Source organism: Conexibacter sp. JCM 18997 (assembly GCF_055391915.1).
In genome coordinates, this window is record NZ_AP043885.1 from 1,762,672 (window position 1) to 1,787,160 (window position 24,489).

The 24,489-nt window shown below is 73.0% G+C and carries 21 protein-coding genes and 1 pseudogene; 9 read left to right on the top strand and 13 right to left on the bottom strand.

From position 1 onward, the window contains the following. Nucleotides 1-55 precede the first annotated feature (55 nt). Both ACZ5UI_RS09205 and ACZ5UI_RS09210 read right to left on the bottom strand, forming a co-directional pair. Nucleotides 56-1,153 (bottom strand): cobalamin-independent methionine synthase II family protein, encoded by a 1,098-nt coding sequence (locus ACZ5UI_RS09205; protein WP_464196484.1) that lies wholly within the window; start codon nucleotides 1,151-1,153, stop codon nucleotides 56-58. Next, nucleotides 1,153-2,175: a hypothetical protein gene (locus ACZ5UI_RS09210; RefSeq protein WP_464196486.1), complete on the bottom strand. Its 1,023-nt coding sequence runs from the start codon at nucleotides 2,173-2,175 to the stop codon at nucleotides 1,153-1,155. The genes ACZ5UI_RS09205 and ACZ5UI_RS09210 overlap by 1 nt, the downstream gene beginning before the upstream one ends. Nucleotides 2,176-2,328: 153 nt before the next feature. On the opposite strand from ACZ5UI_RS09210, the gene ACZ5UI_RS09215 reads away from it, so the two are divergent. Further along, entirely contained in the window at nucleotides 2,329-3,429 is a 1,101-nt protein-coding gene (locus ACZ5UI_RS09215) for an LLM class flavin-dependent oxidoreductase (protein WP_464196488.1), read from the top strand. Here the strand turns inward: ACZ5UI_RS09215 and ACZ5UI_RS09220 are convergent. Next, complete coding sequence (locus ACZ5UI_RS09220) at nucleotides 3,398-4,195, bottom strand: IclR family transcriptional regulator (protein WP_464196490.1); 798 nt, start codon at nucleotides 4,193-4,195, stop codon at nucleotides 3,398-3,400. The genes ACZ5UI_RS09215 and ACZ5UI_RS09220 overlap by 32 nt on opposite strands. 91 nt (nucleotides 4,196-4,286) lie before the next feature. On the opposite strand from ACZ5UI_RS09220, the gene ACZ5UI_RS09225 reads away from it, so the two are divergent. Then, nucleotides 4,287-7,301, top strand: a complete 3,015-nt coding sequence (locus ACZ5UI_RS09225) for a BTAD domain-containing putative transcriptional regulator (RefSeq protein WP_464196492.1) — start codon at nucleotides 4,287-4,289, stop codon at nucleotides 7,299-7,301. A gap of 83 nt (nucleotides 7,302-7,384) precedes the next feature. Further along, entirely contained in the window at nucleotides 7,385-8,146 is a 762-nt protein-coding gene (locus ACZ5UI_RS09230) for a cyclase family protein (RefSeq protein WP_464196494.1), read from the top strand. 3 nt (nucleotides 8,147-8,149) lie between these two features. Here ACZ5UI_RS09230 and ACZ5UI_RS09235 read toward each other — a convergent pair whose 3' ends face one another. The 5 genes from ACZ5UI_RS09235 to ACZ5UI_RS09255 form a co-directional block, all read right to left on the bottom strand. Continuing rightward, entirely contained in the window at nucleotides 8,150-8,908 is a 759-nt protein-coding gene (locus ACZ5UI_RS09235; protein WP_464196496.1) for a 2-keto-4-pentenoate hydratase, read from the bottom strand. Continuing rightward, the gene (locus ACZ5UI_RS09240) at nucleotides 8,905-9,801 is read right to left on the bottom strand and encodes a 2-hydroxy-3-oxopropionate reductase (RefSeq protein ID WP_464196498.1); all 897 of its coding nucleotides are present in this window, start codon (nucleotides 9,799-9,801) and stop codon (nucleotides 8,905-8,907) included. The genes ACZ5UI_RS09235 and ACZ5UI_RS09240 overlap by 4 nt, the downstream gene beginning before the upstream one ends. Next, nucleotides 9,798-10,658, bottom strand: a complete 861-nt coding sequence (locus ACZ5UI_RS09245) for a fumarylacetoacetate hydrolase family protein (RefSeq protein WP_464196500.1) — start codon at nucleotides 10,656-10,658, stop codon at nucleotides 9,798-9,800. The genes ACZ5UI_RS09240 and ACZ5UI_RS09245 overlap by 4 nt, the downstream gene beginning before the upstream one ends. Continuing rightward, entirely contained in the window at nucleotides 10,658-11,563 is a 906-nt protein-coding gene (locus ACZ5UI_RS09250; RefSeq protein WP_464196502.1) for a VOC family protein, read from the bottom strand. The genes ACZ5UI_RS09245 and ACZ5UI_RS09250 overlap by 1 nt, the downstream gene beginning before the upstream one ends. A gap of 77 nt (nucleotides 11,564-11,640) precedes the next feature. Further along, nucleotides 11,641-12,744: a cobalamin-independent methionine synthase II family protein gene (locus ACZ5UI_RS09255; protein ID WP_464196504.1), complete on the bottom strand. Its 1,104-nt coding sequence runs from the start codon at nucleotides 12,742-12,744 to the stop codon at nucleotides 11,641-11,643. Between the two features lie 104 nt (nucleotides 12,745-12,848). Between ACZ5UI_RS09255 and ACZ5UI_RS09260 the strand changes: the two genes are divergently transcribed. Together ACZ5UI_RS09260 and ACZ5UI_RS09265 are read left to right on the top strand one after the other, a co-directional pair. Then, a complete protein-coding gene (locus ACZ5UI_RS09260) occupies nucleotides 12,849-14,039 on the top strand; it encodes an epoxyalkane--coenzyme M transferase (RefSeq protein ID WP_464196506.1) in 1,191 nt (396 codons plus the stop codon). Between the two features lie 11 nt (nucleotides 14,040-14,050). After that, nucleotides 14,051-15,247: a cytochrome P450 gene (locus tag ACZ5UI_RS09265; protein WP_464196508.1), complete on the top strand. Its 1,197-nt coding sequence runs from the start codon at nucleotides 14,051-14,053 to the stop codon at nucleotides 15,245-15,247. Here the strand turns inward: ACZ5UI_RS09265 and ACZ5UI_RS09270 are convergent. From ACZ5UI_RS09270 to ACZ5UI_RS09285, 4 genes and pseudogenes are all read right to left on the bottom strand, one after another. Further along, a complete protein-coding gene (locus ACZ5UI_RS09270) occupies nucleotides 15,244-16,428 on the bottom strand; it encodes an NAD(P)/FAD-dependent oxidoreductase (RefSeq protein WP_464196510.1) in 1,185 nt (394 codons plus the stop codon). The genes ACZ5UI_RS09265 and ACZ5UI_RS09270 overlap by 4 nt on opposite strands. After that, the gene (locus tag ACZ5UI_RS09275; RefSeq protein WP_464196512.1) at nucleotides 16,425-17,231 is read right to left on the bottom strand and encodes a family 1 encapsulin nanocompartment shell protein; all 807 of its coding nucleotides are present in this window, start codon (nucleotides 17,229-17,231) and stop codon (nucleotides 16,425-16,427) included. The genes ACZ5UI_RS09270 and ACZ5UI_RS09275 overlap by 4 nt, the downstream gene beginning before the upstream one ends. Nucleotides 17,232-17,326: 95 nt before the next feature. Then, nucleotides 17,327-17,626: pseudogene (locus ACZ5UI_RS09280) on the bottom strand (ferritin family protein); the annotation flags it as partial. 54 nt (nucleotides 17,627-17,680) lie between these two features. Continuing rightward, entirely contained in the window at nucleotides 17,681-18,655 is a 975-nt protein-coding gene (locus tag ACZ5UI_RS09285) for a sensor domain-containing diguanylate cyclase (RefSeq protein WP_464196514.1), read from the bottom strand. 119 nt (nucleotides 18,656-18,774) lie between these two features. On the opposite strand from ACZ5UI_RS09285, the gene ACZ5UI_RS09290 reads away from it, so the two are divergent. After that, on the top strand, nucleotides 18,775-20,115 hold the full coding sequence (locus ACZ5UI_RS09290; RefSeq protein ID WP_464196516.1) for an IPT/TIG domain-containing protein: 1,341 nt from the start codon (nucleotides 18,775-18,777) through the stop codon (nucleotides 20,113-20,115). On the opposite strand, the gene ACZ5UI_RS09295 is transcribed toward ACZ5UI_RS09290, so the two are convergent. After that, entirely contained in the window at nucleotides 20,102-21,703 is a 1,602-nt protein-coding gene (locus ACZ5UI_RS09295) for a glycoside hydrolase family 113 (RefSeq protein ID WP_464196518.1), read from the bottom strand. The genes ACZ5UI_RS09290 and ACZ5UI_RS09295 overlap by 14 nt on opposite strands. 211 nt (nucleotides 21,704-21,914) lie before the next feature. On the opposite strand from ACZ5UI_RS09295, the gene ACZ5UI_RS09300 reads away from it, so the two are divergent. The 3 genes from ACZ5UI_RS09300 to ACZ5UI_RS09310 are packed head-to-tail and all read left to right on the top strand — an operon-like array spanning nucleotide 21,915 to nucleotide 24,468. After that, complete coding sequence (locus ACZ5UI_RS09300; protein WP_464196521.1) at nucleotides 21,915-22,277, top strand: VOC family protein; 363 nt, start codon at nucleotides 21,915-21,917, stop codon at nucleotides 22,275-22,277. 10 nt (nucleotides 22,278-22,287) lie between these two features. Next, on the top strand, nucleotides 22,288-23,022 hold the full coding sequence (locus ACZ5UI_RS09305) for a phosphodiester glycosidase family protein (RefSeq protein ID WP_464196523.1): 735 nt from the start codon (nucleotides 22,288-22,290) through the stop codon (nucleotides 23,020-23,022). Between the two features lie 30 nt (nucleotides 23,023-23,052). Next, nucleotides 23,053-24,468 carry a glycosyltransferase family 4 protein gene (locus ACZ5UI_RS09310; RefSeq protein ID WP_464196525.1) on the top strand — a complete coding sequence of 472 codons (1,416 nt, stop codon included), beginning with the start codon at nucleotides 23,053-23,055 and terminating at the stop codon, nucleotides 24,466-24,468. Nucleotides 24,469-24,489: the final 21 nt, after the last annotated feature.

Sequence of the window (24,489 nt, forward strand, 5' to 3'; positions counted from 1 at the left end):
GGCGCCGGGACCGGCAGGGAAGCCGGGCATTCCGCGCGCCGGAATGCCCGGTCATCTAGTGCAGGCAGCGATGGGCGACGTCGGCGACCAGCTCGAGCTTGGCCCGCTGATGCTCCGGCGTGACCGGATTGCCCTGGTCCTCGGAGGCGAAGCCGCACTGGGTGGAGAGCGCGATCTGCTCCCGCGGGAAGTACCGCGCCGCCTCGTCGAGGCGCGCCTCGATGTCGGCCGCCGCTTCGACGGCGTCGGTCTTCGTCGAGACCAGGCCGAGGATCACGGTGCGGTCGTCGGGGACGTCGCTGAGCACCTCCAGCGATCCCGCGCGCGGCGAGTCGTACTCCAGCGCGAACGCGTCGATGTTGCGGGCCCGCGGGAACACCTGCCGCGAGATCGACTCGTAGCCGCCCTCGGCCAGCCACCGGCCCTGGTTGTTGCCGCGGCACATGTGCATGGCGAAGCGGGCCCCGGGCAGGTCGGCGACGTGGTCGATCAGCTCCACCCCCTCGGTGAGCATGCGCTCCGGCGCGACGCCGAGGTCGGCGAAGAACTGCGCCTGCTCGGGATCCACGACCGTGACCAGCTCGGGCGCGTCGATCTGGATGTACTGACACCCCAGCGCGATCAGCTCGGAGGCCTGCTCGCGGATGATCGCGGCGGCGTCGGCGAACATCTCGAACGGGTCGTCGTAGGCCGCGGTGGAGTGCTCGGGCGACCAGAAGTAGGCGAGCATCAGGGGACTGGGCAATGTCACCTTGAGCGTCCGCTGCGCGCGGCCGCGGGCGTAGGCGAACTCCTCCACGCCCAGGGCGCCGCGCCGGGTGAGCTTCCCGGTGATCGCCACCGGCAGCTCGAAGACGTCGGGCTCGTCGGAGCCGGCGCTGTGCCAGGTCATCGGCTTGCCCTGGACGAAGTCGATGCCGCCCAGCGCGTCGGTGATCACGCCGGTGAAGAACATCCGGCGCATCTCGCCGTCGGTGACGGCGTCCAGGCCGCAGTCCTCCTGCAGCGCGATCGCCGCGTCGACCGCCGCGTCCTCGATGCGCTTGTAGTCGGGCGGCGCGATGTCGCCCGCCAGCTTGCGCCCGCGGGCCTCGAGCAGCTCGGGCGGGCGCAGCAGCGACCCGACGACGTCCGCGCGCGGGAAGCCGGCCATCACAGCGTCCCGGCCGCTTCGACCATGTTGGCCACCTTCTCGCGCAGCACCGGGACGCTGCGTGCCGGGTGGCGGCCGAACCCACACGAGGGCGACAGCCACAGCCGGTCCTCGCCGACCACCTCGGCCCAGTCACGGGCCCGGGCGCGGATCTTGTCGACGGGCTCGACCCAGTAGCTGGCCTCGTCGACGATCCCCGCGGCCAGCTCCATGCTCTGGGGCAGCGCGCGGAACAGCTCGCGCTCCAGGTAGCGGTTGAAGTACTGCAGCGCCAGGTGCGCCACGTCGACGACGCCGTCGAGGCGCTCCAGGATGTCGATCCAGGGCTGGCTGGTCAGGTTGCCCGACAGCGGGCGCCCGCGCAGGTTGCCGCTGCACAGGTGGATGCCCCGCTTGGGGCCCGAGACGCCCGCGAAGCACCCCGCGATGATGTCGGCCGACTCCTGGGCGGTCATCGCCCCGTTGGTGATCAGCGTCGAGAACGCCGGCACGTCGAGCTGGATGTGCGGCGCGCCGGCGTCGGCCAGCCCGCGGATCTCCTCGTTGACCACGCGCACCAGGTTGGGCATCTGGTCCTTGATGCCGTCCAGCTCGCCGATCAGGTTGATCGCCACCTCGACCGGGCCCACCACGGTCGCCTTGCCCACGCCGCCGGGCAGGTCCTTCTCGCGCACGTAGGCGTCGACGTAGCCCAGGCCGTTGGGCGCGTCGATCTCCCCCACGATCGTCGCGAAGGCCATGTCGTCGTAGTCGAACAGCTCGCGCTGCCCGGGCACGACGATCTCGATGCCCGTGAGCATGCGCTGCATGTGCTCGATGAACTCGTAGGACCCGTACTCGCCGCCGGTCCACTCGGTCAGCCCCAGGTCGCGCTGCTGCGCGATCCCCTCGGTGGCCGCCCGCCGCAGCAGCGCGTCCCCGTCCTCGGCGCTCAGCTCGCCGGCGTGGTAGCGGCCCAGGTCCTCTTCGAAATCGGCGAGCGGCCACCAGGACCCGGTCACCGTCGTGCGCAATGCGGGCACGGACTCTCCTCTCGTTCGTGGCGTCGACATGATGCGCACCCGCGCGACGCGGGCGACAGTGGTCCGTTCCGGCGACCGGAACCACGAGCGCGAACCGGCCGCGGGACGGCAGTAGCGTCGCCGTCTCAGGCACGTCGGAGGAGAGAGGACACCGTGGATTTCGGAATCGGGCTGCTGGGCTATCACGGCTGTTGGGACGACGCGGCGTTCGCGGAGGCCCACGGCTTCACGACCGCCGGGTTCGTCGACTCGCCCCTGCTGGGCGGCGATCCGTTCGTCTGCATGGCGCTGGCCGCCCAGGCCACGACGACGATGCGGATCGGCACCTTCCTGGCCATCCCCAGCTCACGCAACGCGGCCACGACCGCGTCGGCCACCGCCACGGTCAACCGCCTGGCCCCGGGCCGCGTGTTCCTGGGCATCGGCACCGGCTTCACCGGCCGGGCCACGTTCGGCCTGCCCCGCCTGCCCGCCGCCCAGCTGCGCCAGTACGCCGCCGACTGCCGCGCGCTGCTCGACGGCCAGGAGGTGCTTCATCGCGACGGGCGCCGCGAGCGCCACATCCGCTTCGCCCATCAGCCCGAGCGTTTCGTCGACCCGGCGGGCATCCCCGTGTACGTGGCCGCCGACGGGCCCAAGGCGCTGGCCGCCGCGGGCGAGGCCGGCGACGGCTGGATCATCACGCTGCAGTACGCCAACGTGATGGAGAACTCGCCCGAGGTGTTCGCCGGCTCGCTGGCCGCCGCCCAGGCCGCCGCCGAGGCCAAGGGCCGCTCGCTGGCCGACGCCTACAAGATGTACTCGGCCTGCGTGTGCATCCTGGAGCCGGGCGAGTCGGCCGCGTCACCGCGGGCGCTGGAGCACGTGGGCATGGCGGCGATGATGCCGTTCCACGCCTACGCCGACGACCCGTCGATCGCCGAGTACCTGCCCCCGCCGCTGCAGGATCGCCTGGAGATCTACGAGCGTGAGGTCCTGGCCAAGCTGCCGGTGGCCCGCGACCGGGCCTATCAGGAGACCCACCGCGGACACCTCTCGCACCTGCTGGAGGGCGAGGCCGCGGTGCTGACCGACGAGATCGTGCGCATGACCACGCTGACCGGCACCGCCGACGAGATCGCCGGCATCCTGCGCCGGCTGGAGGCCGCCGGCCTGGACAACATCAGCCTGTGGATCCCGCCGCACCTCACGCGCGAGGTGATCCTCGCGCTGGAGGCGGAGGTCATGCCGCTGCTGGCCGCCTCCCCGGCGTGACCGGCAGGTAGGCCGACTCCAGCGCGCGCGTCAGCCAGCGGGCCGTCCCGAGCACCGGGGCGGCCAGCGAGCGCAGCTGCGCGGGCGTCAGCGTCCCCACGACCGCGACCGCGCACACCAGCTGGTCGCCGACGACCACGGGCGACGCCACGCCCGAGGCCCCGACGCTCCATTCCTCGTGCGAGTAGGCGACGCCGGTCTCGGCCACCTGGGCCAGCTGATCGCGCAGGAGGTTGGGACGCACGACGGTCGAGCGCGTGTACGGGCGCAGGACGGTGACGTCGAGGCGCTCGTCGAGCTCCTTGGGCGTGAGCCCGGCCAGCAGCGCCTTGCCCACGGCGGTGGCGTGCAGCGGCAGCCCGCCACCGACCATCCGGCGCATCGGCGGCGTCTGCTTGCCGAACACCTCCTCGACGATCAGCGCGCGGTCCTGCGCCAGCACGGCCAGGTTGGTGGCCATCCCGGTGCGCTCGACCAGCGTGTGGAGGTAGGGCATCGCCGCGACCCGCAGGCGGCGCAGCCACGGGCTCATGCCGCCGAGCGCGAACAGCTTGGTCCCCACCTCGAAGCCCTCGTCGCCGTGCTCGAGCATCCCGAGCTTGACCAGCTTCCAGCAGACGCGGTGCAACGTCGTCTTCGGCAGCCCCGTCCGCTCGACCAGATCGACGAGCGACAGCGGGCGGTTGCTGGCCGCACAGCTCTCGAGCACGACGAACACGCGGTCGGCCACCGACGGGGCACCCGGCTCTCCTCCAGGTTCACGCATGCGGACACCCTCGCGCATGCCCCGTAAACCAGGGGGAAACCACCGCCGTCGATCGGCGGAGGGACGGCAATCATCGGATACGGTTGCGCCCATGGAGGAGAGCCGGACGGTCTCCACGCCTCTGGTCGCGGCGAAGATCGCCATGCCCGTCACGTCGTCGCGCCTGGTCGCGCGCCCACGCCTGGACCAGGCGCTGGGCGAGCTGCTGGAACGCCATCGCGTGGTCGGCGTGTGGGCCACCGCGGGGGCCGGGAAGACGACCGCGGTCGCCCAGGGCGTCGAGTCGCTCGAGCTGCCGGTCGCCTGGCTGACGCTCGATCCCACCGACAGCGCGCCCGGTCGGCTGCTCGTCTACCTGGAGGCGGCGCTGCGGCAGGCGCTGCCCTCCGCGCCGCCGGCGGCCACCGACGCGCTGACCGCCGGGATCATGCATCCCGAGGCCGCGGCGATCCTGGCCCAGGCGCTCCCCCCGCAGCCGGCGGTGGTGGTGCTCGACGAGGTCGAGCGCATCGCCGCCTCGCCGGCGGCGCTGGCCGTCCTGTCGGGCTTCCTGCGCTACCTGCCCTCCTCCGTGCGGGTGATCCTGGTCGGCCGCCGCGAGGTCGAGATCGACGCGCTCGCCCGGATCGGCTACCTCGCGGTCGGGCGACTCGGGGAGGAGCACCTGGCCTTCGACGCCGCCGAGGCCGCGGCCGCGCTCTCGCTGCACGGGCTGGAGGCCGTCGACGCCGGCAGCGTCGTCGAGGCGACCGGCGGCTGGGTGACCGGCGTGCTGTTCGAGTCCTGGCGCTCGCACGACCACGTCGGCGGCTCGGGCGGTGAGGCCGACCCGCTGGCCGGCTATCTGGGCGCCGAGATCCTCGACGGGCTATCGGCCGCCGAGCGCGACTTCCTGATCCGCACGTCGCTGTTCGCGGAGGTCGACGCGGCCTGCGCGCAGGCGCTGGGCATCGCGTCACCCGCGGCCCAGCTGCAGGCCCTCCAGCGCAGCCATCTGCCCGCGACCTGGCTGCACGCGGGCACCAGGCTGCGCTGCCACCCGCGCTTTCGCGAGTACCTGCTGTCGCTGCTGAACCTGCGCGACGCAGGCGACACGCGCGAGCTGCGCCGCCGCTACGGCGGCGCGCTGGCCGAGGAGGGCCGCAACGAGGAGGCGGTCGAGGAGCTCCTGCGCGCGGGCTGGGTGGCCGACGCGGTGACGCCCGCCGAGCGCGAGCTGCCGCAGCTGATCGGGCGCCTGGACCTCGAGCAGGCGCAGAGCTGGCTGGACCGCTTCGCCTCCGCCGGCCTGCTGAACACGGCCGACCTGCTGCGCGCGCAGCTGAGCGTGTGCGTCGCGCGCGAGGAGTTCGCCCACGCGGTCGACGTGGCCGACCGGCTCGACACGATCGGCGAGCTGCGCATCCCCGACCGGCGGGGCATCGATCCGCGCGTCCTGGCCGCCTGGAGCTACTGGCACGTCGGGCGGCTGGCCGACGCCCGGCGGATCATCGACGACGCGCCGGCCGACCACATCGGCGATGTCCTGCGCTACCTGGCCTCCCTGGTCGACGACCGGCCGCCGGACACCATCCCGCAGCCGTCGGGCGGGCCGCTGGACGCGCTGGTGCTGCGCATCGGGTACGTGCGGGGCCGGCTGGCCGAGGTGTGCGCCACACCCGTGTCGGACTGGACGCCGGCCGGCACCGAGCGGGTCAGCGCCTGGCGCGCGCTGGGCGACTTCGAGCAGACCCGCCGGGGCCTGGCCGGCGGCACGGGCAGCCTGCCCAACCTGCGCTTCGAGGCCACGGTGGCGCCCGAGCTGCTGATCGATCTGGGCGAGGAGCAGCTGGCCCGCGACGCGCTGCTGCGCGGCCGCGGGCGGATCCTGCAGTCGGGATCGTTCGTGTTCGACGTGGTCAGCCGGCTGCTGGCCGCCAAGCTCGAGCTGCGCACCCGCCGCGACGCCGCCACGGCCCTGCTCATCCTCGACGGGATGGAGCACGGCGGCCGCGCGCGCGAGTACGGCTACCTGGGCGAGCAGATCGACACGTGGCGCGGGCTCGCGCTGCTGCTGCGCGACGCGGACCAGGCGGCCGTCGAGGTGCTGCGCCACGCGGTCGACGCGATGTGCCGCAGCGACCGCATCCTCGAGCTGCCCACCGCCGGCGTGTACCTGTCGGAGGCCGAGTGGCGGCTCGGTCACCCGGACGCCTCCGACGTGGCGGCGATGCTCGCGCTCGATGCCGCCGACCGCCAGGGCTCGCGGCACCTGCTGACGATGGCGCTGGGCGACGTGCCCGCGGTGCTGGCCCGCCAGGTGGACGGCGAGGCATCGGTCGACGGGCCCTGGCACCTGATCGCCCGCGCGGTCGCCGCGCAGACGCCGAGCGCCCGGCGTCCGCCCTCGCCGCTGGTCCGGCTGCGCGACCTGGGCGCGCCCTGCCTGGTCGTCGAAGGCGACGAGCGCCGCCCACGGATCGCCAAGAGCACCGCGCTGCTGGCCTACCTCGTCCATCGCGACGGCAGCGCCACACGCCGCGAGCTGCTCGACGCGCTGTTCGACGGCCGCGCCGACGACTCCACGCGGGCCTACCTGCGCCAAGCGGTCCAGGCGCTGCGTGCGCTGCTGCCCGAGCCGATCGAGCTGCTGCGCGAGGCCGACACGTTCGTGCTCACGCACGTGCGCTCGATCGAGACCGACACCATGGTCCTGCAGGCCCGGCTGACCAGCGCCGCCATGCGCACCGGCCGCACCCGCCTGGAGGCGACGCGGTCGATCGTGGCCGAGCATGCGCGCCTGACGTTCCTGGAGGGGGTCGAGTGCTCGTGGGTGGACCAGCGGCGCGTCGAGATCGCGGCGCTGCTGGACGACGCGCGTCTGGAGGGGGCCGTCTCGGCGCTGGAGGTCAGCGACCTCGACGCAGCGTCGGCCCTGCTGCGCGACGTGCTCGCCTCCGATCCCCTGCGCGAGCGGGCCTGGCGTCTGCTCATGCGGGTGTCGGCGACCCAGGGCCAGGAGGATCGCGTGATCGACCTGTACCGACGCTGCGAGAACGCGCTGGGCGCGGCCGGCCTGGAGCCGTCCCCCTCGACGCGCATGCTGGCCGACGGCCTGCGCCGCTGACGTTCCGGTCAGGGGAACACCCCCGTTGTGGGCGCCGTGGCCCGGATCCATCATCGCGACACCACGGAGAGAGGGAGGCTGGCATGACGATGGCGCACAGCAGCGAGACGACGAGCGCCCTGGGCGCGATCGTCGCGGCGCTCGGGCAGGTGACGGTGCACGACGTCTCACCGGTGATCGACGACAACCTGCCGGTGTGGTTCATGTACGAGCAGCCGGTCGTCACGCCGATCGTCCGCCACGACCAGGGCGGCGCGGCGGTCAACACGCTGAGCATCAACGAGCACACGGGCACGCACGTCGACGCCCCGTTCCACTTCTCGGCCGACGGCCAGACGATGGCCGAGGTTCCGGTCACGTCGCTGCTGATGCGGCCGTTCTGCAAGTACGACCTGACCGCGAACGACCATCAGCCGGGCGACCTGATCGGCCTGGAGCATCTGAAGGCGGCCGAGGCGCGCGGCGGCTTCTCGCTGCAGCCCGGTGACGTGGCCATCATCGAGACCGGCTGGGACCGCTACCTGCCCGGCGGCGCCGACGCGCGCGAGCCTACCTGGTGGGGCAGCAACCAGCCCGGCCTGTCCGAGGAGGCGTGCGAGTACCTGGCCGAGCGCCAGCCCACGGCGGTGGCCTCCGACACCGCGGCCTGCGACGTGGCCGCCGTCGACGCCCAGATGTCCGGCGCCCACGGCCACGTGCACGCGTTCCTGCCTCGCGGGATCCTGATCGTCGAGGGCCTCAACGGCCTCGCCGCGGTGCCGGCCACCGGCCTGTTCCTGGCTCTCCCGCTGAAGATCGCCGACGGCACCGGGTCGCCGGTCCGCGTCGTGCTGCTGACGGAGTAGCGCTCAGACGAGCGTGACCGACACGCGGCCCAACGCGCCGAAGTCGGCCAGCACCGGGCCCAGGGCAGGCTCCTTCAGCGCCGTTGCGGCGCCGGTGATGACGACGTCACCGCGCCGCAGCGTGCGGCCCTGGCGGCGCAGGTTCTCGGCCAGGTAGACGACCGCCTCGACCGGGTCGCCCAGCACCTTCGCGCCCAGCCCTTCGATCGGATCGGCGCCCGCGGTGTGCAGGACGGTCGCGTGACCGGGCAGCGCTGCCGGGTCGTAGTCCTCGACCGGCGGGCCGATCACGAAGGTCCCCGCGCAGGCGGCGTCGGCGATCAGCTGCGGCCCACCGGCCGCACGGTGATCGAGGTAGCGCGTGTCGGGGATCTCGATGGCCGGGACGAAGGCGCCCAGCGCGGCCAGCACGTCGGCCCGCGCGTAGGGCGCCTCGCGCGGCGCGAGGTCCTCGGCCATGACGAAGCCGAACTCGCCCTCGACCGTCTTCATGCGCACCGGGCCGAACGTCAGCGAGCCGCCATCGGGGATGGCGAACCGCGCGTACAGCGGCCCGATCAACGGGGCGTCGACGCCCAGCGCGGCGCGGCCGCCGGCGCCCGTGGCCGCCAGCTTCCACCCGACCTGCTCGCCCCCGAAGGCGTCCAGCTCGGCCTGGGCCGCATAGGCGGCGGCGTCGTCGGCCGGACGGCAGTCGTCGGGCAGGCCGTCGAGCTTGCGCCCGTCCTGCCAGGCCGACCACAGCAGCTCGGCGGCGCTCATGACGTCTCCCCGATCGTGTGCGCGGCCAGCTCCTCGACGTAGGTCAGCAGCGCCGAGTGGTCCATGCCCCCGCGCCCGCGCTGGCGCAGGCTCTCGAGCATCTGGTCGACCAGCGCGGTGGCGGGCAGGCTGACGCCGGCCGCGCGGGCGGTCGACAGCGCGATGCCCAGGTCCTTGTGGTGCAGGTTGATGGCGAAGCCCGGGTCGAAGCGGTGGTCGAGCATGTTCGGGCTGCGCATGTCCATCACGCGGCTGGCGGCCAGGCCGCCGGACAGCACCGAGACGATCGTGGCCGGGTCCACCCCGGCCTTGGAGCCCAGCACGAGCGCCTCGGCCAGCGCCTCGATGTTCAGCGCCACGACGACCTGGTTGCAGGCCTTGACCACCTGGCCGCTGCCGGTCGCGCCGACGTGGACGATCGTGCGCCCGAGCGTCTCGAAGACCGGCTGGGCGCGGGCGAAGTCCGCTTCCGCGCCACCGACCATGATCGACAGCGTCGCCTCGCGCGCGCCGACGTCGCCGCCGCTGACCGGCGCGTCCAGGAAGCCCGCGCCGGCCTGCTCCAGCAGCGGCCCCAGGCGCCGGGCCAGGGTCGGCGAGACCGTGCTCATGTCGATGATCAGGCGCCCGCCCAGCTCGGCGGCGAGCACGCCGTCGGGACCTTCGACGACGGCGCTGACCGCCGCGTCGTCGGGCAGCATCAGCACCGTCACGTCGGCCGCCTGCGCCACCGCGCGCGGGCTGTCGGCCTGGGTCGCGCCCGCGGCGACGAGCTCCTGCACCGGACCGGCAGAACGGCTGTGCACCACCAGGTCGACGCCGGCCTTGAGCAGGTTGTGGGCCATCGGGCGGCCCATCACGCCCAGGCCGATGAAGCCGATGCGCTCGCTCATGCGGAGGGCTCGTCGACGACCGGGTTCTCCATCACGCCGATGCCGTCGAACTCGATGCGCACGACGTCGCCCGCCTTGACGTAGCCCCGCGGCTCCATGAAGGCGCCCACGCCGGCGCAGGTCCCGCTGGCGATCACGTCGCCCGGCTCCAGGGTGCAGGCCGTCGAGATCTCGGCGATCAGCGCCCAGCAGTCGTGGATCAGGTTCTTCGTGTTGGAGCTCTGGCGCAGCTCGCCGTTGACCAGCGTGCGGAACGCGACGTCGTGCGGGTCGCCGAGCTCGTCCGGGGTGACGATCCACGGGCCCAGCGGGGCGTGGGTGTCGAACGACTTGCCCAGCGTCCACTGCTGGGTCTTGCGCTGCCAGTCGCGCACCGACACGTCGTTGTTGATCGTGTAGCCGCCGACCACGCCGGGCGCGTCCTCGCGGCTGACATGCCGGCAGCGCTTCCCGATCACGATGGCCAGCTCGGCCTCGTAGTCGAGCTGATCGGAGACCAGCGGCCGCTCGATCGGGTCATAGGGCCCGGTGACCGCGTTGGCCATCATCGCGAAGACCGTCGGGTACTGGGTCGGCTCGCGGTTGGCCTCGGCCGCGTGGTCGAGGTAGTTCAGGCCGATGCCGAACAGCTTCGCCGGGCGCACCGAGGCGCCGAGGTGCACGTCGGCCAGCGGCCGCCGGCCCTGACCGGAGGCGATCGCCGCATCGATGCGGGCGCGGCCGGCCTCGCCCAGCGCGAGCAGCCCCGCGGTGGTGTCGGGCAGGTCGCCGTCGACGTCGAGCAGGTCGACGACGTCGTCGCCGTCCAGCGCGCACGGCCGCTCGCGGCCGTCGCGCACGTAGGTTCCCAGGCGCATTAGATCCTCTCGTGAGCTGGTTGGGGCGCGAGCACGGGCACGCCGTAGTCGCGCCACCCGTCGGGCGCCAGCGGCCCCCACAGGTTGATCGCCCGCTCGCCGCCGTTCTCGGCCCAGTCGATGGGCCGGTAGTTGGCGTCGTCGGGGACCTGCAGCAGATCGCTGTAGGCCTCGACGATCGTGTTGTCCGGGTCGGGCAGGTAGGTGAAGAGGTTGCGGCCGGGGCCGTGGCGGCCGATGCCCCAGACCAGCTTCTGACCGATCAGCGCGAGGTGGTCGGCGTAGCGCTCCAGCGTGCTCCAGCCCTCCAGCTCGAACGCGTAGTGGTGCAGCTCGTTCTTGCCCGCCTCCACGAAGGCCAGGCCGTGGTGGTCGGCGTCGCAGCGCAGCCAGGCCAGCCGGTCGCCGAGCGTGTCGGTCACGCGAAAGCCGAGCGCGTCGGTGCAGAACGCGACCATCTCGGCCACGTCGTCGGTGGCGAAGGTGACGTGGCCGAAGCGGCGGGCCAGCGGCGGCATGTAGTGGGCCACCGAGAACGGCTCGCGCTGCATCGACGTGTACAGCTCGAAGACGAGCCCCTTGGGACCGACCGCCCGCACGGCGTGCCCGAGGCCGAGCTCGTCGTCGCTCTCCCACAGGATGCGACCGCCGCAGGCCACGAACCGGTCGCGCAGCAGCTCGAGGTCGTCCTCGCGCTCGACCTCGAGGCCGATGTGGTCGAAGCCGCCCCGCTCGCCGGGGAGCAGCTCGATCTCGTGGTGCTTCTCGTTGCACGAGAGCATGATTCGGTCGGCCTCGTCGACGGTCCGGCGCAGGCCGAGGATCGAGCTGAGGAAGGCGGCCGAGCGCTCCGGGTCGGTGGCCCGGAGCGCGAGGTGGCCGATGTGGAGGGAGACGGGCGGCATGAGGCCTGCGACTCTGGCGCGGGCACCGCGGTGGGCGGTACCCGCACGTTTCATTGAGTGGGACGCCGCCGCCGCGGTCAGCTCCAGACGGTGTCGGCCACGCGACCGACCAGCTCGAGCTTGGCCTGCTGGATCTCGGGGGTGATCCGGTTGCCGCCAGCGGTCGACGCGAAGCCGCACTGACAGGACACCGCGAGCCGCTCCAGCGGCACCACGTCGGCGGCCTCCCGGATGCGCTCGATGATCGCCTCGTCGGTCTCCAGCTCCGCGCGCTTGCTGGACACCAGCCCGAGCACGACGACCTGGTGGTCGAGCGTCTGGGTCAACGGGGCGAAGCCACCCGAGCGCTCGTCGTCGTACTCGAGCAGCAGGATGTCGTAGCCGGGCAGCCGCGGGAACACCTGCTCGGCGATCGCGTCGTACGCGCCGGCGGCGATGTAGCGCCCCTCGCTGTTGCCCTTGCACAGGTGGATCCCGAACGTGACGCCCGGCGCGGCACTGGTGATCGAGTCCAGCAGCTCGATGCCCTCCCCCAGCATCCGCTCGGCGCCGATCCCCAGCCCGTCGTACTGGGCCCGCACGGCCGGATCGGCCAGCGTGGCGATGTCGGTGGCGTCGATCTGCACGTACCGACAGCCCAGGCGGGCCAGCTCGCGCACCTCGTCCTTGACGATCTCGGTGGCGTCGGCGAAGGCGTCGAACGGGTCGGGATAGGCCTCGATCGACGTCTCGGGGTTCCACCACTTGCCGATCATCAGGGGGCTGGGCAGCGTCGCCTTGGCGGGCCGGTCGGTGCGGGCGCGCACGTAGGTCCACTCCTCTGTGGCCACCGAGCGCACGCGGGTCAGGCGGTCGCTGACCGAGTGGCGCGCGACCGTCCGCGTCAGGTCCTCGGTGCCGTAGGACTCGTCGCCGTGCCAGGTCGTGGGAGGCGGCGGCGGCCCGTCGATGCCCGCGACGGTGTCGATCAGGCTGCCCGTGAAGACGAGACGACGCGCCTCGCCGTCGCTGAGCACGTCCAGGCCGCACCGCTCCTGCAGCGCGATCGCCTCGTCGACGGCGCGATCCTCGACGCGCTTGAACGCGGCCGCGTCGATCTCGCCCTCGTCCAGTCGGGCGCGGGCGTCCATCAGGTAGTCCGGTCGCAGCAGCGACCCCACGTTCTCGGCGCGATAGTGCATGCGCCGACCGTATGGTTGCGGCGGCCCGCCGCGCCCAGCGGCGGTTCCGCGCATCGGAACACGGACCTTCGACCCGCAGTCCCCCAAGAGCCACACTCGCCGCCGTGTACAACGACGACCGCATCCGCACGACTCACGTCGGCAGCCTCGCGCGCCCGGCGGAGCTCCAGTCCTTCCTGCGCGCCATCGAGAACGGCGAGGACTACGACGTCGACGCCTTCCAGCGCTGTCTGCGCGACTCGGTCACCGAGGTGGTGCGCCAGCAGGACGAGATCGGCATCGACTTCGTCAGCGACGGCGAGTTCGGCAAGACGCAGACGTGGGCCTGGTACATCCGCGACCGCATGGCCGGCTTCGAGGAGCGACCGATCCCGCCGTCGGACCTGGTCGGTCCGCGTGACCCGTCGCGCCTGGGCGAGGACCGCCGCCGCTACGCGGACTTCTACGCCGACTACTTCCAGCGCAACCCGGTGGCCTCCGGCGTGCGCGAGCACGGCCTGTCGGTGTGCGTCGGCCCGATCTCCTACACCGGCCAGGCGGAGATCGCCCGCGACATCGAGGACCTCCAGTCCGCCATGCAGACCGTGGGCGTCGAGCGCGGCTTCCTGCCGGTCGTGGCACCGTCCAGCGCCGTGCCGATCCGCATCGACGAGCACTACGCCTCCGACGAGGAGTTCATCTTCGCGGTGGCCGACGCGCTGAACGTCGAGTACCGCGCGATCGCCGACGCCGGCCTGTACGTCCAGGTCGACGACGCCTACATCGCGACGATGTTCGACAACATGGTTCCGCCGGCCACGTTCGCCGACTATCGCGCGTGGGCCGAGCTGCGCATCGAGGCGCTCAACCGGGCCCTGGAGGGCGTGCCCGAGGAGCAGTCGCGCTACCACGTCTGCTGGGGCAGCTGGAACGGCCCGCACACCACCGACGTGCCGCTGCGCGACATCGTCGACCTCGTGCTCCGCGTCCGCGTCGGGGGCTACGCGCTCGAGCAGGCCAACCCGCGCCACGAGCACGAGTGGCGCGTGTGGGAGGACGTCGACCTGCCCGACGGCAAGGTGCTGATCCCGGGCCTGATCAGCCACTCGACCAACGTCGTCGAGCACCCCGAGCTGGTGGCCGAGCGGATCGTGCGCCTGGCCAAGCTGGTCGGACGTGAGCGGGTGATCGCCAGCACCGACTGCGGCTTCGCGCAGACGCCGTACATCACCCGGGTGCATCCGTCGCTGATCTGGGCCAAGCTCGAATCGCTGGTCGCGGGCGCGCGCCTGGCCAGCACCGAGCTGTGGCGCTGAGGCCGGCGCCGATGCTCGCGGTCGAACGGCATGGCGCGGGGCCGGGCGACGGCGGCCAGATCACGCACGCCGCGCTGAACGAGAACCCGTACCCGATCTACCGCCGGCTGCGCGACGAGGGCGTCGTGTGGGTGGAGGCGCTCGGGCGCTGGATGGTCACGCGCTGGGACGACGTCGGCGCGGTCGAGACCGCGCGCGCCGACTTCTCGGCCAACGAGACCAGCTCCAACCTGACCCGGATCATCGGCCACCAGATGCTGCGCAGCGACGGTGCCGCGCACAAGCGGCTGCGGTCCGCCGCCCAGGATCCGCTGCGCCAGCCCGCGGTGGCCGCGCGCGGCGCACGCTTCCAGCAGATCGCCGACGAGCTGATCGACGCGTTCGTCGACCGCGGCGAGGGCGACCTCGTCGCCGACTTCGCCGCGCCCTTCGCCGGTCAGTGCCTCGTCGAGGTCCTCGGCCTGCCGACCGCGTCGGCCCGCGACATCGAGCGCTGGTCGGTGGCGATCATGAACGGCTCCAGCAACTACGCCGACGACGCCGGCGTGTGGACGCGGGCGATGCACATGAACGAGGAGGTCGACGCGGCCGTGCGCGCGGCGATCGCCGACCCGCAGCCGGCGTCGATCATCGCCGCGATGGCCTCCGACGACGGCGACGGCCGCCCGCTGACCTTCGAGGAGATCGCCGCCAACGTGAAGGTGATGATCGGCGGCGGCTACAACGAGCCGCGCGACGCGGTCGGGACCGCGGTGTGGGGTCTGCTCAACCACCGCGACCAGCTCGGGTTGGTGCTCGAGGACCCGGAGCTGTGGCCCCGCGTGGTCGAAGAGGCGATCCGCTGGGTCGCGCCGATCGGCGTGGCCCCGCGCGAGGCACTGCGCGAGGTGGCGATCGGCGACACGCTGCTGGAGCCCGGGGCCCGTGTGCTGGTCAACTTCGCCGCCGCCAACCGCGACGAGCGGGCCTGGGAACGACCCGACGCGTTCGACATCACCCGCCCCAAGCGCCGCAACGTGGCCTTCGGCGTCGGCCACCACTACTGCCTGGGGGTGTGGATGTCGCGCCACCAGGTCGGGCAGGTCGCGCTGCCCACGCTGCTGCGCCGCCTGCCCGGCCTGCGCGTCGACCTGGACCGCGGCGCCAACCTCCAGGGCTGGGTGTTCCGCGGTCCGGTCGAGCTGTGGGTGCGCTGGGACGCCGGTTAGCCGGCGGCCAGCTCCTTCAGCGCCAACTCGGTGTCGGCGAACTGCTCGGGCGTGACCGCGCCCCCGGCCGCCAGCAGCTTGCGCGCGGCCATGTGGTCGGGCATCCGGTCGATCGTCTCGACCGCGGCCAGGCGCCCGTCGGCGAACAGGCCGATCGAGAACGGGTCGCCGCCGTCCGGATCGCCGCGCAGCACGGCCTCGGCGTCGGGCGGGGCCACGCCGGCGATCTGCAGCTTGTGACCGAGCTGGTCGGACCAGAACCACGGGACCGCGTCGTAGGGCTCGGCCTCCCCGGCGATGCGGGCGGCCACGGTGCGCGCGTGATCGGTGGCGTTCTGCACCGACTCCAGGCGATGGTGGCCGCGCTCGCCCGGGAACCGCGCGCAGTCGCCGACGGCGGAGATCGCCGGGTCGGCGGTCTGCAGGTGCTCGTCGACGACGACGCCATCGTCCACGGCCAGGCCCGCGGCGGCCGCGAGCTCGTCGTTGGGCACGACGCCCACGGCGACCAGCACGGCGTCGGCCGCCAGCTCCTCGCCGCCGTCCAGCGCGACGCCGGCGGCGTCGATGCGCTCGACCCGCCGCGACAGCAGGACGCGCACGCCGGCCTCGGCGTGCTGGCGCTCGAACCACCGCGACATCGGCACCGAGACCACGCGGGCCATCACCCGCTCCAGCGCCTCGACGACGGTCACCTCGGCCCCGAGCGCGCGCGCCGCCGCGGCGACCTCCAGGCCGATGAACCCGCCGCCGACCACGACCAGCCGGGCGCCCGGCGCGGTCAGGCGCTCGCGCAGCGCCCGCGACTCGTCCAGCGTGCGCAGCGTGAAGGCCGCCTCGGCGCCGGGCAGCGCCCGGTTGCGCGAGCCGGTGGCCAGCACCAGGTGCGCGTAGGACAGCGTCCGCCCGTCGGCCAGTGCCACGGTGCGCGCGTCGCGATCGATCGCCTCGGCGCGCACGCCGCTGATCAGCTCGATGTCCTTGTCGGCCCAGAAGCCGGCCGGGCGGACCAGCGCCGGGTCGCCGCCCTCCAGCAGGTGGTCCTTGGACAGCGGCGGGCGCTGGTAGGGCAGCTCGGCCTCGTCGCCGACCAGGGTGACCGCGCCCTCGTAGCCCTTCGTGCGCAGCATCGCGGCGACGGTCGCGCCGGCCATGCCGGCGCCCACGACCACCACGCTCATGGGATGAGCGCGACCGCGGCCTCCGGCGTCGCCACGCGGAAGCTGAACGATTCCTCGATGTAGAGGTTGACCACCTCGGCGTCGTGGGAGTCGTACCCCACGGCCAGGTCCTGCCCGGACTCGAACAGGAAGTCCCCGCCGCGCAGCGACACGACGACGGCGCCGGTCACGCCGGGCGCCCAGACCAGCGGCCCGCCGACGATCTTCTTCAGGTGGTCGAGCAGCGGGTAGCCGCCGCGCTCGGTCGTCTCGATCACGCCGGTGTACCCCTCGGGGCTGAGCGCGAGGCCGTACGGACCCTCGATCCCGGCCGACAGGAGCATCTCGACCGCGCGCGCGACGTGCGTCGGGTAGCGGTCGTAGCCGTCGCCGTTGAGCTCGACGCTGGGGTGCGTCGTGACCTGGGCGATCCCCTCGATCCCGGCGGTGGCCAGCCCGTGGAAGACCGCCTGGTTCTCGGCCACCGCCAGGCGCTGCGCGGCGGCGTCGAGCGCGTCGAAGTCGACGTCGACGGCGCCGCGGTCCAGATCGCGCAGCTCGGCCCGCGACACGGTGAAGTCGGCGCGCAGCTCGATCAGCGGGAGCACGCGGCGCTGCAGCGCGGTCACGCCGGTCACGTGCTCGCCCTCCAGGCCCTGCACGCGGCCCAGGTTCGTGGCCGAGTACTGCCAACCCAACGGGCCGGCGAAGTCGACGAGCTTGCGCGCGGCCAGCGCGGGCGTCAGGCGCTCGCGGGCCTCGTCGTCGATCTCGTCCCACGCGGCGTCGGTGATCGGCGCGTGGCGACGCAGCAGATGGCTCACAGGCTTGCTCCCTTCAGGCTTCCAATGCCCAGCGAGCCGTCGGCAGCCTGTGCCGAGCCGAACGCCGGTCCGTCGTCCTCCCCACCGGCGGCCGCTTCGGCCGCCTCACCGTGCTCGACGATGTCCCCGTCCTGGAAGAGCACCCCGCGGGCGATCTCGCGCCACTTGGGCGTGCGCCGCAGCAGGTACTCCAGGTCCATGGCGAAGTGCTTGAACTCCTCGCCCTGGGCGTCGCTCATGATCGCGCGCGCGTCCGCATCCTGCTCGACGGCCAGACGCTGCTCGTACCAACCGATCGCCTCGGCCTCCTCGGTCAGCGACGCGCACATCCGCGCGAACGTCCGCGTCTGCGCCGACAGCTCCTCGGGTGGCTCGTGGTACTGATCGAAGCCCATCGAATTCGGTCTCCCAGGTCGTGGTAGGAGACCGATGATGTCACTCGGGTGCGCTCAGGCGGCGGACGCCAGGCGCCTGGGCGCACGGCGGGCGCGCTCCAGCGCCTCGCGGACCGACTCCTCGAGCCGGTCGGCATCACGATGACGCGCCTGCTTGCGCGCCGTCAGCAGCGAGATCGCAAAGCCCGAGGCGTCGCGCACGGCCAGCGACGCGTCGAGCCGGCGCAGCACGACGTCGGCGTCGCGCTCGCTCGTCTCGGGCAGCAGGAGCGCGAACGTCCTGTCGCCGATGCGGAAGGCCTGGTCGCAGGCGCGGACCGCGCACAGCCCGCGGGCGATGCGGACCAGCGCCTGGTCGACGGCCTTGGGCCCGTGGTCGGTGGCCAGCGCCTGGGCGCCGTCGAGCTCGACGAGGCACAGCGTCAGCGGGCGCCCGTGGCGGATCGCGCGAGCGATCTCCGCGCCGAGGCGCTGGTCGTAGGCGCGCAGGTTGCTCAGCCCCGTCAGGGGATCCTCGCGTGAGGCCTGTTCGGCCCGGGCGTAGACCTGGGCGTGGCGCATCTGCGCCGCGATCAGGCCGCTGAGCAAGGTCAGGGTCTCCTCGTCGCGCTCGCCGAACGCGCGACGGTGACCGGAAAGCACCTTCAGGACGCCGACGGGACCGTCACGGTCGATCAGCGGCACGACGAGCATCGAGACGACGCCGATGCGCCTGCAGGCGGCGCCGTCCACGCGCGGGTCGGTCGCGGCGTCGTCGCAGGTCAGCGCGTGGCGCTCGGTCACGCACAGGCCCGACAGGCTGCCCTCCTGCTGGAGCCGCAGCCCTACGAACGGCGCGGCGATGCCGCTGGCCGCGCGGTAGACCATCTCGTCGCCCTCGACCAGCTCGACGACCGCGCCGTCGGCGCCGGTCAGCTCCTCGGCCTTGACGCAGACGAGCGCCATGACGGCGTCGAGGTCGAGCTCGGCGGAGGCGATCTCGCTCTGCGCCTCGACGACGGCGAGCAGGACGGTGGGGTCGGTGGGCATGGCGGCCATCTCAACCCCTGTGATCGGCAGCGACAGCCTGTCACTGAACCGCTCTTGCGCGACGTCCGTCGTGTTGCAGAGAATGACGTCCACCACTCACCTTGGGAGGAGCAGCGAACATGCGCACCATCAGGGCGCTGACGGGGATCTTGGTCGCGACGGCGCTACTGGCGCTGGCCGCGGCGCCCGCAGGCGCGCAGGTCTTCAACAGTCTCGGGCCGATCGCCATCCCGAAGGCGCCGAACACGCAGGGCATCGGCGACCCGTATCCGTCGCAGGTCACCGTCGGCGGCCTGACCGGCACGGTGTCCAGCGTCAAGGTCTCGCTCGTCGGGCTGACCCACACGTTCCCCAACGACGTCGACCTGCTGCTCGTCGGCCCGTCCGGGCAGACCGTCGTGCTGCTGGCCGACACCGGCGGCGCCACGTCGATCAGCAACGTCAACCTCGTCTTCGATCAGGCCGCGGTCGGCCTGGTCCCCTCGCCGATCGTCGCGGGCACCTACCGCCCGACGAACAACGGCGCGTTCACCGGCCCGGCGCCGGCCCCGCCCGCGCCGTACGGCAACTCGCTGGCCATCTTCAACGGCACCAACCCCAACGGCACGTGGAGCCTGTACGCGTTCGACGACGCGGCCGGCGACAAGGGCTCGCTGACCGGCTGGAGCCTGGACGTCACGACCAACGGCCCGACGCTGACCTCGTTCGCTCCGGCCACGGGTGCCGCGGGCACCGCCGTCGTGCTGCAGGGCACCAACCTGACGGGCGCCACGGGCGTCGCGTTCGCGGGCACCGCGGCCGCGTCGTTCACGGTCAACTCGGCCACGCAGATCACCGCCGTGGTTCCGGCGGGCGCCGCCTCGGGCCCGATCACGGTGATCACGCCCAACGGCAACGCCACGACGGCGACGCCGTTCCAGACCACGCCGCCCCCGACGGTCACGAGCTTCTCACCGAGCTCGGGCACGGTCGGCACCGCGGTGACGATCACCGGCACGAACCTGACCGGCGCGACGTCGCTGACCTTCGGCGGCGTGCCCGCCGTGGGCTTCCAGGTCACCTCGCCGACCACGATCACCGCCACGATCCCGACCGGCGCCGGCGCCGGCGCGGTGGCCGTGACCACGCCGGGCGGGAACACGGCCAGCACGACGCCGTTCGTCGTGTCGCACGCCCGCACGATCTCGGCCGGGCTGTCCGGCTCGAGCAGCGCCAAGGGCACCGTGACGGCCACGGATGGGTTCACCAAGTGCACCTCGGGTGTCCAGGTCAACCTCAAGCGCCAGAAGAAGAACGGGAGCTACGGCCAGGTCGGCAGCGCCCGCACGCAGACCAGCGGCAGCTACTCGGTCGGCGGCACGAAGAACAAGGCCAAGTACCAGGCCATCGCCCAGGCCACGACCCTGCAGTCCGGGGACAAGTGCCTGAAGGCGACGTCGCCGACGTTCAAGCGCGGCTGACCGGCAGCGTCCGGCGTCGCTCCTGCGGGAGCGGCGCCGGCGCGACCGTCGCCTGCGGCGGGAGCAGCAGGGCGATCTGGTCGGCCAGCGGCGTCAGCAGGTGCCGCTCGCTGGGCGCGTACTGGTCGTCGCGACCGACGGTCAGCGCACCGATCACGTAGCCGTCTCGGCGCACGGGCACCGACAGCGCCGCGCGCGCCTCCGTCGCGAACGGATGGCGGATCGGCGCGGGCAGCTCGGCGTAGTTGGCCACGGCGATCGGGTTGCCGGTCACCAGCACATGGCCCATCAGGCCCTCGTCGCTGCTGAGCACCGCGCCGACCAGGTCCTGGGGCACGCCGACGCCCATCGCCACCCGGGCCAATCGCGGGTCGAACGTGTCACGCAGGAACAACACGGCGGTGCCCGAGTCGAGCACCGCCCGCGCCTGGACCAGCAGCGCCAACGCCTCGTCGTCGCAGGTCACCGCGGTCAGCACCTCGACGGCCGGACGCCGCCGGCGCAGCGCGACGAAGCTCGCCGCCGCGGCGGTCAGGCCGAGCGCCGCGACGAGCAGCGCCACGAACAGGCCACCGGCCCCACCGCCGCTCTGGGGCGGCGCGACCGGCGTGCCGACCAGGGTCCAGCGGCGTAGGACCTGTTCGGCCTGCTTGCCGCGCGCGGAGAAACCGCCGTCCTCGGCCGACATGGCGCCGGCCTCGGCGCTCCAGTCCCACCAGCTGATGCCACGGAACCACGGCACGGACGACCACACCGCGAACGCGGCCTCGTAGGCCCGCGCCTGGACGGCCTGGTCGGATGGGCCGCTGGCGTTGAACGGCGTGACGAGCGCATCGCTGCGGCTCTGGTAGCCCAGCTCGGTGAACGCGACGGGCTTGCCGGTCTGGGCGTGCAGCGTGGCCAGCTCGGTCATCAGCGGCTCCCAGCGCGCGCGCAGGTTGACCGCGGGCTGCTGTGCGTCGGCCAGCGGCACGTAGGCGTCGACGCCGATCAGATCGAGCTCGGACCAGAAGGGGACCTCGCTGACGACGTCCCAGTTGGACGCGTAGGTCAGCTCGTGGTGGAAGCTCGAGCGAGCGGTGGCGATCAGCGCCGAGAACGCCGCATGGTCGGTGGCCAGCGAGTCCAGCTCGGTGCCGACCACCAGGGTCTCGGCGCCGATCCGTTGCGCGAGGCGGGCGTAGTGGTCCAGCCAGCGGTCGTAGCTGGCGAACCACGCCTGGCGATCGACGGGCTGCAGATCTCCGCGGAAGGTGCCGTCGAGCGCGTCGACGTGCGGCTTGAGCGTGACGGCCAGGCCGAGCTCGTGCGCGTCGGCCGCGGCCTGGATGAGGCTGGCGTCGGTCGGCGTGCGCACCATGTTGGGCTCCACCGTCGAATCGCTGGCGTCATCGACGTAGAGGGTCGGCACGAGCGACACGCTGGTCGCGCCCGCCGCGCGGGCGGCCTCCAGGGCCGGCCGCGCCATGGCGTACCCGTCGGGCGACCAGTTGGTCAGGTTGACGCCCGCACGCCAGGTGTCCGGCACCTGCACGTCGGCCTGAGCCACCGACGGGCACATCACGGCCAGTGCGGCCAGGACTCCCACCCCGGCGATCCTGCGCCCCTCCCGCCCCATGTCCGGCACCTTCCGCGTTGATGGCTCACGCGACCCTGCATCGCGAGATACCTAAGTCTCGATTGACTCTGCGGTCCTGGACGACCGGTGGATGCCCACCTGGACGAACGGATGGCTCGATCCGGGAAAGTCGAAACCTAGCGGTCAGGATCTGGCCGCAATTGCAGCGATTCTGTGTCACATGGATTACAAGCTCGAGCTGGTCGGCGTCCCGGTCAGCGACACCGACCGCGCCAAGGCGTTCTACGTCTCCATCGGCTTCACCGCCGACCACGACCACCAGGTCAGCGACGACCTGCGCTTCGTGCAGCTGACCCCGCCCGGCTCGGGGTGCTCGATCGCCCTGGGCGAGGGCATCTCCCCGATGCAACCCGGCGAGCTGCAGGGCCTGCAGCTGGTCGTGTCCGACATCGAGGTGGCCCACGCGATGCTGGCCGACAACGGGGTCGACCACACCGAGGTCCAGGACTTTCCCTGGGGCCGGTTCGTGTTCTTCAAGGACCCCGACGGCAACGGGTGGGCGATCCAGGAGATCCAGCGCTAGCATCGCGCTCGTGCCCGCCGTCAGCAGCCGGCGCGTCTCGCTGCCTGACGGAGCATCGACGACGTGCCACGTCGCCGCCTTCCCGCTGGACCGCCTGCGCGCCCGGGTGGTCTCGCTGGGCGAGCGCGAGACGCTCATCCACTGGTGCTGCCGCATGGACATCCCCCATGCGGTGGTCGGCGGGTTCTTCGTCCGCCCGCACAACGCGCCGCTCGGGCAGCTGCGCGTCGACGGGCGCGACGTCGACCATGTGCCGTTCCTGGCGCCCTGGGGCGACATCCGGGCCTGCGTGCACATCGACGGGACCATCGCGATCGCCCGGCGGCCGGACCTGCCGGCCGCCCCCGACGGGGATCTGCTGCAGGCCGGGCCGCTGCTGGTCTCCGGCGGCGTCTCGGCGATCGACGGCGACGACGCCGAGGGCTTCACCGCGGGCGCCGTCCAGTTCGACTCCGACATCAGCGACGGACGCCACCCGCGCTGCGCGCTGGCCCTGACCGACGACGCGCTGCTGGCCGTGGCCTGCGACGGCCGCTGCGACGACGAGGCCGGGATGACGTTGGGCGAGCTCGCCGACCACCTGGTCTCCCTCGGGGCCCACAGCGCGATGAACCTGGACGGCGGCGGGTCGGCCTCGCTGGTCTGTCACGGCGACCTGGTCAACGTGCCGCGCGAGCAGCACGGGATCGAGCTGCTGGACGGACGCCCCATCGCCACGCTGCTGGTTCTCGAACTCGATGGGTGAGCGCTTGCGGGGCGGGGTACCGTCCTCTGCATGGGTTTACGAGTTCTCAGCGCGACGATGTTCTTTCCGCGCGGGGGCTCAGCATTCGTCGCCCGGGCGCTGGCCCACGGCCTGATCGACGCCGGGGTCGAGCTGGAGCTGGTCGCCGGCTCGCGCCATGACCACGGGTCCAGCGAGGACGCGCGCGACTTCTACCGCGGCCTGGTGCTGCACGAGGTCGACTTCACGCCCGCCCTGCGACGCGAGGATCCGATGGCCTACGTCGGCGATCTGGGCACGGCGCCGATGCAGCCGTCCTTCGAGGATCGCCCGCACGCCCGCGACCGCGCGTTCTTCCACCTGGGCAACGAGGCCTACCAGCGCCAGGTCGACGCCTGGGCGATCGCGCTCGAGGACGCCGACGCCGCGGGCGCCGACGCGCTGCACCTGCACCACCTGACGCCGATCCACGAGGCGGCCGCGCGCGTCGCGCCCCACGTGCCGATCGTCACCCAGCTGCACGGCACCGAGCTGCTGATGCTCGAGGAGCTGCGCGAGGGCGCGGCCGCCGGCGGGCCGCACGCCGCCGCCTGGGCGCGCCGGCTGCAGCGCTGGGCCGACAGCTCGGCCCAGCTGATCGTCGCCCCCGGCAACCGCCATCGCGCCGCCGAGCTGCTCGACATCAACCCGACCCGGCTGGTCCCGCTGGCCAACGGCTTCGATCCGAAGCTGTTCCGACCCCGCGCGGTCGACCGCGACACGGTGTGGCGCGAGGCGCTGGTGGAGAACTCGCGCGCCCGACGGCCGGACGGCGAGGAAGGCAGCCTCAGCTACGGCGCCGACGTCGTCGAGCGGATCGCCCGCGGCCCGGTCGTGGCCTACTGCGGGCGCTTCACCGAGGTCAAGCGCCTGCCGCTCCTGCTCGAGGCCTTCGCCGATGCGCGGGCGCAGACCGGCCCGGCCTCGCTCGTGCTGATCGGCGGCCATCCGGGCGAGTGGGAGGGCGAGCACCCGCTGGAGCTGATCGAGCGGCTCGGCCTGCGCGACGTCTACCTGGCCGGCTGGTACGGCCAGGAGGAGCTGCCCCAGCTGCTCAACGCGTCCGACGTGTTCGCGCTGGCCTCGGCCCGCGAGGCCTTCGGGCAGGTGCTCGTCGAGGCGATGGCCTGCGGCGTGCCGCCGATCGCCGCCAACGCGCTCGGGCCGGCGTCGATCGTCCTCAACGGCCAGACCGGCTGGCTGTTCAAGGTCGACGACCGCGCGTCGCTGACCGCCGCGCTGGTCCAGGCGATCAGCGACCCCGCGGTGCGCGAGACGCGGGCGGCGACCGCCCGCGCCGATGCCCTGGACCGCTTCACCTGGCCCGCGCTGGCCCGCCGGCTGGAGACGATCCTGCGCCGCGCGGCCGAGGAGGACCCGACGGCCGGGGAGCGCGCATCCGCGCCCGCGCCCGCACCCGTGGGCTGAAGACCGTGCACGGACACGCTG